The sequence below is a fragment of the Thermosynechococcus sp. genome, from assembly GCF_025999095.1.
Taxonomy (GTDB): Bacteria; Cyanobacteriota; Cyanobacteriia; order Thermosynechococcales; family Thermosynechococcaceae; genus Thermosynechococcus.
The window spans coordinates 1,724,125-1,739,299 of the sequence record NZ_AP024678.1; the positions used below are offsets into that span (position 1 = coordinate 1,724,125).

Here is a 15,175-nt window from a genome sequence, read left to right on the forward strand (position 1 = left end):
CCTAGATTTGTCACCCTTGTGTAGGAATTTTCATGAAGTTTATTTGCAAAAGCCCAATTTCTGCCTCCAGTCTTAGCGGAGGCTGCCCAAGGTGTGCCGCCAAGCCAACTCTTTGCTGATAATTTCGAGCGATCGCTGCTCAGGACCAGTAAAAAGGGGTGTAATTGTTTCGAGAATTTGCGCTAACAGCGGTGCTGCATAGTTCCCCGTTGAGCGTAACAAATGGGCATAGTAGCGAAACTGCGCTTGACCTTGGGCATTGCGATGAAAGGCCAGCACCTCAGCGGTAGTCAATTGCCACACGGGTGTATTTACGGGCACCACAAGAATGGGTATCCCCTGCTGGCCGTAGGCTCCATCCGCCCCAGTCACCAAATGACCAATCAGGGCAATCCAGAGGAGGGTGCGGGTTTCACTGACTAAATCGGGACTGAGAAAGGTGTCGGCACTGCTGGTGAGGCGAGGGCTGATCTGATGCAACTGGGGATTCAACAGTTGAGAGTTGTAAATGACCCCAACCGCCCAGTGGCGCTGCTCATCCTCAAGTTTGACAAAACGACCAAAGCCATAGTCTTCTGGGGCGGGGGGGTGGGGGACATCCAAGCGATCCACCAGTTGTGCTACATAATCGCAGTGGGCGTTGGACTTGACGATGTGTCCGAGGTAAATGGCCTGCTCACTCATGGCTTGTGGCTAAGACGCGCTGTTGAATCTCAATGAGTTCTTGAATACCTTGGCTGGCGACATCGAGAAGGCGAGCGAGGGTTGCCCGGTCGAAGGAACCCCTCTCCGCTGTGCCTTGAACCTCAATGAATTGACCACTGGCCGTCATCACCACATTGAAGTCCACACTGGCCGCCACATCCTCAGCGTAGCTCAAATCCAGATAGGGTTCACCATCAATCAGCCCCACAGAGACTGCTGCCACTTGATGACACAGGGGAGATTCGCTGAGTACCCCTTGCTGCAGAAGGGCATTAAGGGCATCCACAAGGGCAATGTAGCCACCTGTAATCGCCAGTGATCGCGTGCCGGCATCAGCTTGGAGCACATCGGCATCCACAATTAGGGTGCACTCCCCCAATAGGGATAGGTTCAAGGCCGAGCGTAGGCTACGACCGATCAGGCGTTGGATTTCTTGGGTGCGCCCAGAGAGTTTAAGGAATTCTCGCTCTTGCCGTGGCCGCGTTGCACTCGGTAGCATACGGTATTCGGCGGTGAGCCAGCCTTGGCCCGTGCCTTCTAAAAATTTGGGCACACCTTCCTTGCAACTGACGGTACACAGCACTTGCGTTTGCCCCGCTTGGGCGAGCACCGATCCTAAGGCAAATTGGGTAAAGTGCCGCTGAAACTGGTGCGATCGCAACTCCTGTGGTTGACGGCCATCGGGTCGCTGCCACCCCATGCTTTCTCCTCTCAATCACCTTCCCTATTAGAGCCTATTTTCTGGAGCGAGCGCGAGACCTTGCCCCTGGGCGATCGCCCGCCAATTGAGGATAATGTAGTTATGGCTACACGTGATACTCTTTTGCCAATGCTAAATAAAGATTAGCCCGTTGCCATAAAGAAGGAGTCTGACATTGAAAAAGGTAGAAGCCATTATTCGTCCCTTCAAACTGGATGAAGTCAAGATCGCCCTTGTCAATGCGGGTATTGTCGGCATGACCGTCTCCGAAGTCCGTGGCTTTGGGCGGCAAAAGGGGCAAACGGAACGGTACCGTGGTTCAGAATACACAGTGGAATTTTTACAAAAGTTAAAAGTTGAGATTGTTGTTGAAGATGACCAAGTGGATATGGTCGTGGCCAAAATTATTGAAGCTGCCCGCACCGGCGAAATTGGTGACGGCAAGATTTTCGTCACCCCCGTCGAGCAGGTTATTCGCATTCGTACCAGCGAAAAGGACCACGAGGCAGTCTAGGGGCGGATGCCAAAGATCTCAGGTCAAACCCGGCTGCTGGGGGTCATTGGGGACCCGATTGAGCACACCCTCTCCCCTGCAATGCACAATGCTGCGCTGGAGCATTTGGGGTTGAACTATGTCTATGTGCCCTTTTGGGTCAAGCCACAGCAGTTGGAGGGGGCGATCGCTGGCCTAGAGGCCCTCAACGTCGTCGGCTTTAATGTCACCCTTCCCCACAAAGAAACCATCCTCCCCTATTTGGCGGATGTCAGCGACCTCGCCCAGCAGGTCGGGGCAGTCAACACCGTCTATCGCAGTGAAAAGGGGTGGGTCGGCACGAATACCGATGTGCATGGCTTCTTGGCACCACTGCGGCAACAACCCTGCCAATGGTCGGAGATGGCAGTTTTAGTCTTGGGCTATGGGGGGGCAGCGCGAGCCGTCGTCACTGCCTGTTATAACTTGGGCTGTCGGCAGATCGCTATCAGCGGTCGCCAAAGGGAACGGCTACAGGCCTTTGTGGCCAGTTGGCCACAGATGTCTCTCCATCCTGTGCCTTGGTCAGAGCGCGCCACGGTTTTAGAGAAAATCAGCCTTGTGGTCAATACCACTCCCATCGGTATGGCTCCCCATCCTGGCGCCACCCCCCTCACAGCCGAAGATCTGGCAAAATTACCCGCCACCGCCATTGTCTATGACCTTATTTACAAGCCTCGTCCTACCCTGCTTTTACAATTGGCGATGGCACGGGGACTGCAAACCTTCGATGGCCTTGCCATGCTTCTCCATCAAGGAGCCGCAGCCCTGGAGTACTGGATTGGCCAGCCCGCGCCCACTGCTATGATGGCCACTGCCCTTGAAGCGGCCCTAGGGATGGAGCAATAACATGGCACCTTGGCGGTCAGAACTGATGTGGTTAGCCGCGGTGTTGCTGGTGTCGCTTCTTATTTCCCTAGGAATTAAATTTGCCGCACCCCTTTATCCCTTACCCCCCAGGTTCGGTGTGATTGCCCTGCTGCTCCTTTTACCAGCAGCGTTGATGGCAATTGTTTTACTGACCCTCAACCAAAGCGATAGCCAAAACCCCGCACCGTAAGAATGTAGTGGGGACGACTGGGATCGGTTTCAATTTTCTCCCGCAGCCAGCGGATGTGGACATCAACCGTTTTGCTGTCGCCGACAAAGTCAGGCCCCCACACCTGATCGAGCAATTGCTCCCGTGGCCAAACGCGGCGGGGGTGGCGCATAAACAGCTCGAGCAGTTTGTATTCTTTGGGGGAGAGATTGAGCTCCTCGCCCCGCAGGGTTACGCGGCATTCTTGGGGATAGAGACAGAGATCGCGAAAGCGCAGCACCAGTGGCACCGTAGCCTGTTGAGTTTGTGCCCGCCGTAAGAGGGCACGGCAGCGGGCCAGCATCTCCCGCATGCCAAAGGGCTTAGCCAAGTAGTCATCTGCACCAATTTCCAGGCCGACCACGCGATCGATTTCACTCCCTTTGGCACTGATCATGAGGATGGGAACCGTGCAACCTTGACGGCGAATGAACCGGCATAGATCCAGTCCACTAATACCCGGCAGAATTACATCTAGGATGATGAGGTGTATCTCTGCATCTTTAGCTGAGCTGTCCGTGAAGAGATAGTTATTTATGAGATTGAGGGCTTCATAACCATCGGTGGCCACAAGGGCGTGGTACCCCTCTTCCTCCAAAGCAAGCACAAGGGTCTCGCGAATTAGGTCTTCGTCTTCAATCACTAATATGTTGGCAAGGGTAGCTAGGGGGATACGAGAGGCCTCTGGCGGTTCGGCAACAGTCTCGGTAGAAAGCATAGAAAACCGGCGTAGTGCTTGGTCGGCTTTATTCTATCACTGAGATTTGCTGGCCCTATTCGTTCTTAAAGTTCATTGGACCCTTATAGTTACTGAGGCGGCTGAGTTCCCTCAGCGATCGCGTGCCGGAGTAGAGCTGATCATGAATTTCCCACGTGGGATAGCCCTGAATGCCCTTGGCACGGCAGCGCTCTACCTGTGGCTTGGCACCATTGGGGTCACACTCGACATAGTTCAACTCACGGACTGCCTGCTTGCCAAAGAGTTCCTTTTGATCATGGCAGTGGCTGCACCAATAGGCGCCGTACATAACTGCCCCCACCTGGGTTAAATGGCGCGCTAAGGCCATTTCTGCAGGACCTGAGGTATTGACAACGGGAATGCCGGGGCCATCGGTGTTAGCCAGGCGGGCATTGTAGATGCCAAAAACACCCACGAGCGTAATAACCGCAACAATCACACCGTTAAAAAAGAGTTGGCCGCGATCGCTCCACTCATGACCGACAATTGTCAAGAGGAGCAAAGTAACGCTAAAGACGGCCGAGGCAATGCAATAGGAACAACTGGCTTTAATCTCGGTGGCAAGAATATACATCAGGTAACCACTGAAGCTGGCCATGGCTATGGCCCCCAGAAAGAGCAAAAGCCAAGTGGTGGCTTCAGCTTGACGGCGCAATTCTTTCTGCTGAGGCTCCCTCAACAGCAGTGGCAAGGCTGCCAGAGACAGCATTCCTGTGTAGGCCACAAAACCAAAGAGGGACAGGGGAATGCCAAATACAGTGGCCCACGGACTGTTGAGGACGACATCGCAACCACTCGTAGGGCAAGCAACTTCTCTATTGGTGATCTTCGCGATCGTGAGGTAGGCTGTCACGAGCATTCCCGCCAGCGCAACCCCGCCAATCAGCCAGCGGGACCAACGATAGATCCAAGGGGTAGAGCGTCGTCGAGCCATTAGTGAGCCTCAGGATTGAATCACTATTTATGAGCATCATTATACTAGCTACATCCTAGCTACTAGAGAGCACCGCTTGGGCATTGCGCCGCCATTGTTCCGGTTTGATTCGCCGCAGCGCCGAGCCGCGGGTGAGTTCGTCCCAGGTTTGCTCGCTGAGGCTAGCGAGTTCCTCAGGTGTAGTGTCAAGGAGGGGCGATCGCGCCGCAAAGTCAGCCACATCCGTTGGTTGGGCAAAGCGTTGATTCCACGGGCAGACCTCTTGGCAAATGTCACAGCCGGCAACCCAGCCTTCTAAGTGAGCAGCAATTGCGGCGGGAAGTTCGGCGGCACGGTTTTCGATCGTGTGGTAGGCGATGCAGCGGTTGGCATCCACCACATAGGGTTCGACAATGGCAGCCGTGGGGCAGGCAGTTAAACAGCGGGTGCAGGTACCGCAGTGATTGGTGTGGGGGCGATCGCCCGTTAACTCCAAGGTGGTGATTAATTCCCCCAGGAGAATCCACGAGCCATACTGCCGTGAAATCACATTGCTGTGCTTGCCGATCCAACCGATTCCTGCTTGTTCTGCCCAAACTTTGTCCTGCACAGGACCGGTATCCACATACCAGCGATAGGCTATTTCTGGCACTTGGGACTGCAACCATTGCCCCAAAGCTTGTAACCGTTTGCCCAGGACCCGATGGTAATCTCGCCCCCAGGCATAGCGGGCAATTTTCACCTTAGGAGGGGGCTGGGGAGCCGGCTGATAGTAGTTAAGGGCAACGGCAATGATCGATCGCGCTCCCGGCAGAACGGCTTGAATGTCCTGTCGCCGCGGGTTGGCCATCCATTCCATGTCCGCTTGAAATCCTTGGGCTAACCAGCGTTGGAGGGCGGCAACCCCAGAAGGATGGGCATCCGTATAGGTGCGCAAATCCACAATCCCCACCCGATGGAACCCCAACTGATGGGCAAATTGCTTAATCGCAGTAGCACTCACCATAGAGAAATAATATCTCGCTCCACTCAAAAGAGCTGTAGGATGAGGTTGCACCTTTGCTGCGGGAGTAAGAAGAGGCATGTCAGAAACGCCGCTGGTTGCCATTGTCATGGGCAGTGATTCCGATTTGCCGACCATGCAGGGGGCGATCGCCATTTGTGAGCGCTTTGGCCTTCCCTATGAAGTGGCGATTCTCTCAGCCCACCGCACTCCCCTTGCCATGGTGGAATTTGCTCAAAATGCCCATCAGCGGGGTCTAAAAGTCATTATTGCCGGTGCGGGGGGTGCTGCTCACTTGCCGGGCATGATAGCCTCCCTAACCCCCCTCCCCGTGATTGGCGTCCCTGTGCCGAGCCGCCATTTGCAGGGGCTGGACTCCCTCTACTCAATTGTGCAGATGCCGGCTGGGATCCCCGTCGCCACGGTTGCCATTGGCAATGCCCAAAATGCAGGCCTATTGGCCGTCCAACTGTTGGCCAGTCATGATCCAGAGCTGCTGAAGCAAGTGATTGCCTATCGTCAAGAATTAGCAGCCACGGTCAGCGCCAAGAATGAAAAACTGCAAACACTCGGGGCTAGCGCTTATCTGAAACAGCAGTAATCCCTGATTCAGATCGAAGGGAAGAACCCGAGAGCCCCGCCTTTTGTAGATCATGTCTAAAGAGGGGGAGAATACAACGACATTGATCAATAAAACTCACTAACCATGTTTCCAACTGCTCCTGTTGGCTTGAGTTGACCAAAACCTGCTGAGGCGGTAGAGCGCCGTGGTAGGTAATGGAACCGTCATCGCTGACAAGGAAATCAGCACACCAGCTACTAGGGGGGCGTGAGGCTCGCCAGTAATTGGCAACAATTCTGCTGCCTAAATACTTTTGAGCTACTTTGCTAACGCGGTTCAAGTGCTCCAGCACCTGAGCCAGTTGCAGCGGCGCCTGAGCAGCAGAAGCGGCGCTGATCTCAGAGGGAGCAACCGCTGTTGGTGGCGTCACCCCCAAGATACGGAATAGTTTCTGCTCCAGGGTTTTTAGCTGCACAGAGGCATCAGAATTCCCCGCGGCGGTGCGACTGAGGGAGCGGTGCAGGCGCACAATCATTTCCACTGCTGCCACTTCTGAAGGCGCTAAAGATTCGAGGCGAGAAAGAATATCCTGCTCCCGATGCTGCGCCGCTTTTTCCAAATTCTGCTCTAGCCACGCCAAGGGAGCGCTGCCTTGGTTGAGCAACCGCAGGATGTAATGCCGAGTCATTGGCGTCAGTGGGGTTCCCATCGTTTTTGTCTTTCTCTTCTTTCTCTGAGGGATGCAGGTGCTTAGTTGCCATGTTAGGGGAGATAAGGAATTGATCAACCCGTGACCCCAAAAATTAGGGGAGCAAGAAGCGTTGGCGCTCTAGTTAATGCCGGCGCTGGGGATGAAATTGAATTAAAATATACGTACTCGAATTCACTATGCTGCTTTCTCGATCGCCTGCCGCCATGAACGCTTTTGCACCTAGCTTGCCGACTGATATTGAATTACCCGATTGGTTAGCGACGTGCCTGCAAAATCCAAATCCTGAGAATGGGGATGATTTGGTTTGTCGAGCGTTTCAATTTGCCTATGACTTGCACCAAGGACAGCGGCGGGCCTCAGGGGAACCCTACATTGCCCATCCTGTGGCAGTGGCGAGTATTTTGCGGGATTTAGGGGGTGGGCCAGCGCTTATGGCGGCGGGGTTGCTCCACGATGTGATTGAGGATACCGCTATTACTGCAGAGGAGCTAGAAGCAAATTTTGGTGCTGAGGTGCGGCGACTGGTGGAAGGGGTCACCAAGCTCTCGAAGTTTAACTTCTCCAGTAAAACGGAGCGGCAAGCGGAAAGTTTCCGGCGCATGTTTTTGGCGATGGCGCAGGATATTCGTGTCATCGTCGTCAAGCTGGCCGATCGCCTGCACAATATGCGCACCCTGGAGTATCTGCCGGAAGATCGCCGCCGTGCCATTGCCCAAGAAACCCGGGATGTCTTTGCTCCTTTGGCCAACCGCTTGGGGATTTGGCGGATCAAGTGGGAACTCGAGGATTTGGCCTTTAAGTACCTGGAGCCAGAGGCCTACCGCCGCATTCAAGAATTGGTGGCCGAAAAGCGCGCCAATCGCGAGGCCCAACTGCAGCAGGCCATTCAAATTCTTCAAGAGCGGTTATCGGGGATGGGCTTTGGCTACCTAGAAATTAGTGGCCGTCCCAAGCACCTCTACAGCATCTACCAAAAAATGATGCGGCAGCAGAAAGAATTCCATGAAATCTATGATATAGCAGGCATTCGCATCCTTGTAGCCACAAAGGATGAGTGCTATCGTGCCCTTGCGATTGTCCATGACTGTTTTCTTTCGGTGCCGGGGCGGTTCAAGGACTACATTAGTCTGCCCAAACCCAACCAGTATCAATCGCTGCACACCGTAGTTATTGGCCTCGGTGGACGCCCCTTGGAGGTGCAAATTCGCACCTTGGCGATGCACCACGTCTCTGAGTATGGCATTGCTGCCCACTGGAAGTACAAAGAAACGGGTCACTCCTTGCCGCAGCAGTGGAGTGTCCAAGATCAAAAATTTACGTGGCTACGCCAACTGCTGGATTGGCAAAATGACCTCAAGGATGCGCAGGAATATCTTGACAGCATTCGCGATGATCTCTTTGATAAGGAGGTCTATGTTTTCACGCCCCAAGGGGATGTCCTTGCCCTGCAACAGGGGGCAACGCCCCTTGACTTTGCCTACCGTATTCACACCGATATCGGGAATCACTGTGCTGGGGCACGGGTGAATGGTCGGATGGTGCCCTTAGATACCCCCCTGCGCAATGGCGACATTGTGGAAATTCTCACTCAAAAAACAGCTCACCCCAGTTTGGATTGGTTGAACTTTGTTAAAACAACAACGGCACGCAACCGTATTCGCCAGTGGTACAAGCGATCGCGCCGTGAGGAAAACCTGCAACGGGGACGGGAATTACTAGAGAAAGAACTGGGCAAAGCCGGTTTGGAAGCACTCCTGAAGTCACCGCAAATGCAGCAGGTGGCAGAGCGCAGCAACTACCAAAGTGTGGATGACCTAGTGGCGGCCCTGGGCTATGGTGAAATCACGCTGAATCTGGTGGTGAATCGGCTGCGGGCAATTACCCTGGCACGTCCAGAGACAACTCCACTGGAACTGCCTTCGGAATCGGCCCCTGTTAACCGTGTACCGGCAACCACAAAACCCAGTGATTCTCCGATTCTGGGGGTGGAGGGCTTGGTTTATCACATTGCCGGCTGCTGTTGTCCTGTGCCCGATGAGCCGATTATTGGTGTAGTGACGCTGGGCAGTCGGGGTATTTCCATTCATCGTCAGGGCTGTAGCAGCCTAGAGGCGGTGTCGAGCGATCGCCTGATTCCGGTGAGTTGGAATACCAACGTCAATCAACACCGTCCCCAAACCTACCCTGTGGATGTGCAAATTGAGGTCATTGATCGCGTTGGTATTCTTAAGGATATTTTGACCCGTTTAACCGATCATCAAATTAATGTACGGCGAGCCAATGTCCACACGCATCCGACGGGCACAGCAACTATTGATTTGTGTATTGATATTGTGAATGCAAAGCAGTTGGATCGTATCTTGGCGCAAATTAGAAAAATCACTGATGTCCTCAACATTTGTCGCCGTCAGCCAACGGAAGTCAGTTCTCCCTAAGTAGGATCGTCGGCTCCCAGCCCCCCAAGGACGATTAAGGAGACAATTAAGGAATGCGTTTGTGACATCACTCCTTCTGGAACCCCTACAGCAGTACCCAGCCGAAGCTCTTTCCCCAACATTGGTTGCCCTGCAAAAGACGCAAAAAGTCTTGCCACCGCCTCATCCTGTGTGGTTGATTTCTACCCCTGTCTGGCAACAGTTGCGCTCTGGCGTCATTCCCCTGTGGCAAGCAGCCTGCGATCGCTGGCAGCAGATGCCCCCCAATGCGGCGGATTTCAAGGCCCTGGCTTTAGAGATCACCCATCAATTGCCGCCCTTAGAGGTGGGAGAGTTAGAAACAATTTTTGCTGAGTGTCATCACTTTTGGCAACAACAGGGGGGGGACTGTCATCTGGTTCTCACGACCTATCTTTGGCAGGGGGCTGTGGACTTACCTTGGGGGCTGGGTCGTGGGACAGTCTTAAACTATCCCAGTTTGCCCCTGTGTCATCGGGAGATCGAAGCCGCCTTTGCTGCCCTTGTTCAAGCCAAGAATCTCTATGCCTATTGGCAGCAGGGATGGGATTTTTGTCAGCTCAAGGCGGTGATCTTGCTTTATCCCCTAAGTACTATTGTTGCTTCAGGCTGGTGGATAGGGAGGGAGCCGAGGTTGAAGGCGATCGCCAGCGGTGTTGCTCTACCCCATCAAGGCCTTCCCCTGCCACCCAAGGGCATTGAGCTGACGCCCGCCGCGGAGCAACACCTGGAGCAGGCCCGTCGCGGGGCGGCGTCCCATCTCTGGGTTTGGCATCGCAGCCAGACCCAGGTGTGGTGGGGACAGTGCTTAGCAGAACCTCTGCCAATTGAGCCTGTGCCGCAGGCGGTAGAGCGCACATTCCTGGCTAAAGGGCTCCCTGCCGCTCCGGGGCAGGCGATCGCCCCTGCCATTGTGGTCACCGACCCCTGTGCCCCGGCCGCCGTGGCGGGACGGATTTTGGTGAGCAAAAGTATTCCTCCCCACTGGTTGCCCCTCGTGAATGCTGCCGTTGGTGTGATTTGTGAGCAGGGAGGGCTAACGAGCCATGGGGCAATTCTGGCACGGGAATTGGGACGGCCAGCGGTGGTGAATGTAGCTAATGCCACCCAGCAGATTCGTTCGGGAATGACGCTGTTTCTTGATGGTCACCGGGGAGCTATCTATCAACTGCCCCCAGAGCCGTTGCCGGTGGTGGCGACCGCCGCTCCGCAAGCCCCCTTACCGCCGCTGGTCAAGCGGTTGCCTTTGCAGGTCATGGTCAATGTGAGTCAAGTCAGTGCCCTACGCTTATTGCGATCGCTCCCCTGTGAGGGCATTGGCCTATTGCGCTCAGAGTTGATGCTATTGGCCTTTTTGGATCATCGCCATCCCTATCATTGGCTAGAGCAGGGGGAAGCTGAGCAGTTGCGCGATCGCTGGGTGCAGCACCTGTGTCAATTCATGCGGGCAATCGCCCCCCGTCCCCTCTTTTATCGCACCTTGGATTTACGGCCAGCAGATTATCGGCAACTTTTGGGGGGACATCGCTTTGAACCGGAAACCGATTGGGGACTGCGGGGGGTGAGTCGCTATTCCCATTGTCCAGAACTATTTCACTTGGAGCTGTCGGCGCTGGCGATCGCCCACCGTCTAGAATCGTGCCCTCTGCGCATTATCCTCCCCTTTGTGCGCAGTGTCGCTGAGGTGGTTTATTGTCAACGGGCCCTTGCGGAACACCACCTGACACCAGATGCTGGCGTGGAACTGTGGGTCATGGCGGAGGTGCCGGCCATGCTATTTTTGCTGGCCGATCTGGCCAAGGTTGGGGTTGCCGGCATTACCATTGGCACCAATGATCTCACCCAACTGCTGTTGGGGATTGATCGCGAAATGGCCCTACCAGAATTAAACGAAGACCATCCTGCCGTTAGGGGCGCGATCGCCCAACTGATTCAGGGGGCAAAAGCCCATCATTTAGGCTGTAGTCTCTGTGGTGAAGCCCCCGTCCGCCATCCCCATTGGCTGCCCTGGTTAATTGACTTGGGCATTGACAGTATTTCCGTTAGCCCAGAAGGGGTTAGCCAGGTCCTGAGTCACCTCTAGTGCCCCTCTGCTAGCGTTGCCGGCCCTTGAATGGCAAATTGCCCCTAGGGGACGATTGCCTATGGCTAAATTGATCGATGCTTAGAACCCGTAGTGTTCAATGGCTTCGAGGATCCCTTGGGCATAGTGACCCTTGGCAAAGTATATATGGGGGCGATCGCGCAACTTTGCCAATTCCGGACTATGATTGCCCACAACAACAGCAAGGGTATTCCCCGTTAGCATTTCTTCGTCATTGCCGGAATCGCCGGCAACTAAAAGTTTTTGCAGCGGGTAGCCCCACTTCAGGGCAAGATAGCGCAGGGCATCGCCCTTAGAGGCGCGCAAAGGCAAAATATCTAAGAACTGATTGTGAGAGAAAATCGGCCGACAATGGAGTTTCTGCTGCCGTAGCAGGCGCAACACCGGTGTAATGCTGGGGAGAACCCTGGTATCCACATTGTAGCTAATTTTGTAGGGACGCTGATTCTCAGGCGGTTGTAGCGTCAAGCCGGCAACATTGGCGAGGGTCGCTCTGACCCGTTGGGGTTCCCAGCGATAGCTAATGTGCTGCTGCCAACTGGTATCGGGGACAAGGTGGGGGCCATAGTAAATTTCACTGCCCACGGATGTAATTAAAACATCGGGAATCGGCACACCCCACTCCTGGAGCACCTCTAGGGTAATTTCTAGGTGACGCCCCGTTGCTACCCCAAAGCCCATTTCGGGACGGCGTTGGAGCAGGGTTAATAATTGCTCAAGGGCGGCGCGATCGCCAATCAAGGTATTGTCAATATCACTAATCAACAGGCGTTCGAGGGTGAGCAGGCGGTTCCGGGTCAGGGTGGTTGGCAGTTGATGAGTCTGGCACTGAAGCGGTTGCCGTTGCACACTCAACACGGGCAACACCGACTTTTGCGTCAGTTGATCAAGGGCCTGCAGATACCTCTCCACATGACTGCGCCAAGAGTAGTGGGCCTGTACCCCCTTCAGGCCATTGTCTGCCCAAGTCTGCCACTGACGATCGCTTTGAAAGGCTTGATGCAGGGCGTGGCGAATGGCTTCTCGATCTAGGGGATCAAAGAGCAACCCATTACGACAGTGGCGGATAATCTCCTGCGGCCCGCCATCCGCTGTGGCCAAAATCGGCAATCCACAGGCAGCCGCTTCAATGAGCGTCAGGCCAAAGGGTTCGGTCAGCGCCGGATTGATAAAAATCCCCCGTTGCTGCGCGGCTAAACGGTACAGATCGGGGACTTCATCACTCCTGTGGGTTTTCGGATAGGCAACTTTGCCATAGAGGTCATAGCGATCCACCAGCAAAAAGACTTCCGTCAAGACTTGGCGAGGGCTGGCCTCCATTTTGCTAATATCGGTGCGATTGCCGAGAACTAAAACGAGATTCGCTCGCTCCTGCAAAAACGGATCGCTGCCATAGACATTGAGTAGAGCAGCCACATTCTTACGTGGTACTGGTCGAGAGAGGCAAAAGATAAAGGGCTTTTCCGGCTCCAGCAAAAAGCGACGCAATTCCTTGCGAAACGGTAAATTGGCTGGCACAGGGGCTGGATAGAAGCGGCTGGTATCTATCCCCGGCGGAATCACGGCCATCCGTGCCGGGTCGTATTGATCGTAGAGGCGATACTGCTGTTCGACTTCCTGATGGGTACTGGCGATAATCAGGGCGGCGCTGGCTAGGGTTTGCTCCTCGGCTTCGATGCGCGTCGTAAAGTGAAACTGCTCTTCAATGGCATCGGGCTTACTGCCCTGGACCAGGAGTCGCTGTCGCTTCACCCGTCCGAGGGAATGCCCAGTGTGCACCAGGGGAACCCCCAACCAGCCAGCCACACGGCAGCCCACATAACCCGCATCGGCATAGTGACTGTGGATCACATCGGGCAGGCGCCCACTTTGGCGGAGATGGCGCAACAGTTCATCGGCAAAGACGTCTAGATAGGGCCAAAGCACTTCTTTGCGCAAATAGCGGCGAGGACCACAGGCGAGACGGACAATGCGGGCGCGATCGCCAATCCGCTCAATGGGCTGGGCATAGTCGGGAGCCACCTTGGCATCGGGAATCAGCCGAGTTACCAAGTCCACCTGGGCAACCCGAGGATGGGCGGCAAGGGCTTTGGCCAGTTCAACCACATAGCGCGTTTGTCCTCCCGTATCGGCATCTCGCCCCAGTTCCAGGCGATCGCCCCGAATTAAGCCATGAATACTGATCAGGACAATGTATAATCCCTCTTGCATAGCCGCTCCCTGCCTTGGTAGCCGATAACTCAATGGGCAGACCTCCTCACCCTATCGAAAAATATGCGCATTGTCCAAAACCCCATGGCAGCAATTCCCGCAGCAATTCATCTCAAAGAGGTCTCCTTTGGCTGGTCGCCAGAGACTTTAGTTCTGGATCAGGTATCCTTGGCAATTCCCCAAGGACAACTGTGGATGCTCCTGGGCCGCAATGGCAGCGGCAAGTCAACCTTGATCCGTATTTTGGGGGGACTTTTGCAGCCCCAAAGGGGTGAAGTCTATGTGGAGCAGCCCCTGGGTTTTGTTTTCCAAAATCCTGATCACCAACTGGTCATGCCCAGTGTGGGGGCCGATATTGCCTTTAGTCTCAATGGCGAGTCCCTGAACTATTGGCAGGTGCGCGAGCGCGTCAGTGCTGCGCTGCAAGCCGTGAATTTGCAGGGGCTAGAACGCCGTCCCATCTATGCCCTCAGTGGTGGCCAAAAACAGCGGGTGGCCATTGCCGGAGCGATTGCTCGCCATTGCCGGGTGCTGTTGCTTGATGAACCCACGGCACTCCTTGATCCCGATAGCCAGCGGGAACTCTTGGGCTATGTGCGCCAACTGGTCAACACTCAAGGCATGGCGGCGCTGTGGGTCACCCATCGCCTGGATGAGCTGGCGCAAGCGGATGGTGCCATTGTGCTTGATCGCGGCAAAGTGATTGGCCAAGGGGCACCCAGTGACATGATGCCCCTGGTACATGCTTGAAGCGTTCTTTCACCGAAAGCGATGTTGCAAACCGCTGGTCCCCTTCTTTGGCTGCTATGATCAAAGAAAATATAGAATGCTTGCATAGGAATTCACCTGTAGGATTGAATTATTGCAGTAGGAGCGATCGCCATGACTGAACCCTCCCAAACCCCACCCCCTGAAGAACCCACGGCCAAAGGGAGTCGTCCTGCCCGGCGCCCAAACTCTCCCGCCAAGGAAAATAGCGGTCAAATGGTCTCCCTGGCCGAAAAAACAGCTCTTGCCCCCGCAGGCACCACCAAGGCCAGTGACATTGTGGTGTGGCAAACCTTTAATAGTGCCGGCCTACGTCCCATTGAGGCCAGTCCGGTGCAAGTGGTGCACATGATCAAAGATGCCGGCGAGCGGCCTGTGCTCAGCAGTGGTCTACAAATTTATGACAGCATCAACTCCGCTGGTATTCGCCCCATTGTGGCAACTAAGTTTCGGGTGGTTGAAACCCTCAACATCATGGGGGTGCGGCCAGTGGCGGCGGATGACTTTGAAATTGTCGAGACAGTGAATTGGATGGGCATCCGTCCGATTACCACCAGTGGTCTCCAAATTACTGAAACCTACTATGCTGCGGGCGAGCGTCCCGTTGCCTCCAACATTATTGACGATTCCCCTGTCCTCATGGGCTATCTGGACTAGGGGGAGAGTGTTGCCAATTAGCCCTTTGAGGTGAAGCA

Annotated in this window: 15 protein-coding genes; 8 read left to right on the forward strand and 7 right to left on the reverse strand. The window is 54.8% G+C overall.

The genetic code is table 11. The features are described from left to right. Positions 1-72 precede the first annotated feature (72 nt). Together Q0W94_RS08470 and rph are read right to left on the reverse strand one after the other, a co-directional pair. Positions 73-684: a hypothetical protein gene (locus tag Q0W94_RS08470; protein WP_297757770.1), complete on the reverse strand. Its 612-nt coding sequence runs from the start codon at positions 682-684 to the stop codon at positions 73-75. Further along, entirely contained in the window at positions 677-1,405 is a 729-nt protein-coding gene (rph, locus tag Q0W94_RS08475) for a ribonuclease PH (RefSeq protein ID WP_297757773.1), read from the reverse strand. The genes Q0W94_RS08470 and rph overlap by 8 nt, the downstream gene beginning before the upstream one ends. Before the next feature lie 175 nt (positions 1,406-1,580). On the opposite strand from rph, the gene Q0W94_RS08480 reads away from it, so the two are divergent. The 3 genes from Q0W94_RS08480 to Q0W94_RS08490 are packed head-to-tail and all read left to right on the forward strand — an operon-like array spanning position 1,581 to position 2,997. Then, positions 1,581-1,919 carry a P-II family nitrogen regulator gene (locus tag Q0W94_RS08480; protein ID WP_250682482.1) on the forward strand — a complete coding sequence of 113 codons (339 nt, stop codon included), beginning with the start codon at positions 1,581-1,583 and terminating at the stop codon, positions 1,917-1,919. Positions 1,920-1,925: 6 nt separating this feature from the next. Further along, on the forward strand, positions 1,926-2,786 hold the full coding sequence (locus Q0W94_RS08485; protein ID WP_297757780.1) for a shikimate dehydrogenase: 861 nt from the start codon (positions 1,926-1,928) through the stop codon (positions 2,784-2,786). Between the two features lies 1 nt (position 2,787). Next, positions 2,788-2,997: a hypothetical protein gene (locus Q0W94_RS08490; RefSeq protein WP_297757783.1), complete on the forward strand. Its 210-nt coding sequence runs from the start codon at positions 2,788-2,790 to the stop codon at positions 2,995-2,997. Here Q0W94_RS08490 and Q0W94_RS08495 read toward each other — a convergent pair. Genes Q0W94_RS08495 through queG form a run of 3 tightly spaced genes read right to left on the reverse strand, consistent with a single transcriptional unit; the run spans position 2,963 to position 5,673 of the window. Further along, positions 2,963-3,733 carry a winged helix-turn-helix domain-containing protein gene (locus tag Q0W94_RS08495; protein WP_297757785.1) on the reverse strand — a complete coding sequence of 257 codons (771 nt, stop codon included), beginning with the start codon at positions 3,731-3,733 and terminating at the stop codon, positions 2,963-2,965. The genes Q0W94_RS08490 and Q0W94_RS08495 overlap by 35 nt on opposite strands. A 55-nt stretch (positions 3,734-3,788) precedes the next feature. Continuing rightward, on the reverse strand, positions 3,789-4,688 hold the full coding sequence (locus tag Q0W94_RS08500; RefSeq protein ID WP_297757788.1) for a vitamin K epoxide reductase family protein: 900 nt from the start codon (positions 4,686-4,688) through the stop codon (positions 3,789-3,791). 55 nt (positions 4,689-4,743) lie between these two features. Next, positions 4,744-5,673, reverse strand: a complete 930-nt coding sequence (gene queG / locus Q0W94_RS08505) for a tRNA epoxyqueuosine(34) reductase QueG (protein ID WP_297757791.1) — start codon at positions 5,671-5,673, stop codon at positions 4,744-4,746. Positions 5,674-5,749: 76 nt separating this feature from the next. On the opposite strand from queG, the gene purE reads away from it, so the two are divergent. Then, positions 5,750-6,271, forward strand: coding sequence for a 5-(carboxyamino)imidazole ribonucleotide mutase (gene purE, locus Q0W94_RS08510; protein WP_297757793.1), 522 nt, complete (start codon positions 5,750-5,752; stop codon positions 6,269-6,271). Here the strand turns inward: purE and Q0W94_RS08515 are convergent. Beyond that, positions 6,246-6,920: a hypothetical protein gene (locus Q0W94_RS08515; protein WP_297757795.1), complete on the reverse strand. Its 675-nt coding sequence runs from the start codon at positions 6,918-6,920 to the stop codon at positions 6,246-6,248. The genes purE and Q0W94_RS08515 overlap by 26 nt on opposite strands. Positions 6,921-7,147: 227 nt before the next feature. On the opposite strand from Q0W94_RS08515, the gene Q0W94_RS08520 reads away from it, so the two are divergent. Next, positions 7,148-9,379, forward strand: a complete 2,232-nt coding sequence (locus tag Q0W94_RS08520; RefSeq protein WP_297757797.1) for a bifunctional (p)ppGpp synthetase/guanosine-3',5'-bis(diphosphate) 3'-pyrophosphohydrolase — start codon at positions 7,148-7,150, stop codon at positions 9,377-9,379. Positions 9,380-9,440: 61 nt separating this feature from the next. Continuing rightward, a complete protein-coding gene (locus Q0W94_RS08525; protein WP_297757799.1) occupies positions 9,441-11,480 on the forward strand; it encodes a putative PEP-binding protein in 2,040 nt (679 codons plus the stop codon). Positions 11,481-11,561: 81 nt separating this feature from the next. On the opposite strand, the gene Q0W94_RS08530 is transcribed toward Q0W94_RS08525, so the two are convergent. Further along, positions 11,562-13,712: an HAD-IIB family hydrolase gene (locus Q0W94_RS08530; protein WP_297757802.1), complete on the reverse strand. Its 2,151-nt coding sequence runs from the start codon at positions 13,710-13,712 to the stop codon at positions 11,562-11,564. A gap of 63 nt (positions 13,713-13,775) precedes the next feature. Here Q0W94_RS08530 and Q0W94_RS08535 point away from each other — a divergent pair, with 63 nt between their 5' ends. Both Q0W94_RS08535 and Q0W94_RS08540 read left to right on the forward strand, forming a co-directional pair. Beyond that, positions 13,776-14,462 carry an energy-coupling factor ABC transporter ATP-binding protein gene (locus Q0W94_RS08535; protein ID WP_297757804.1) on the forward strand — a complete coding sequence of 229 codons (687 nt, stop codon included), beginning with the start codon at positions 13,776-13,778 and terminating at the stop codon, positions 14,460-14,462. 132 nt (positions 14,463-14,594) lie between these two features. Beyond that, positions 14,595-15,137, forward strand: coding sequence for a hypothetical protein (locus Q0W94_RS08540; protein ID WP_297757807.1), 543 nt, complete (start codon positions 14,595-14,597; stop codon positions 15,135-15,137). Positions 15,138-15,175 lie beyond the last annotated feature (38 nt).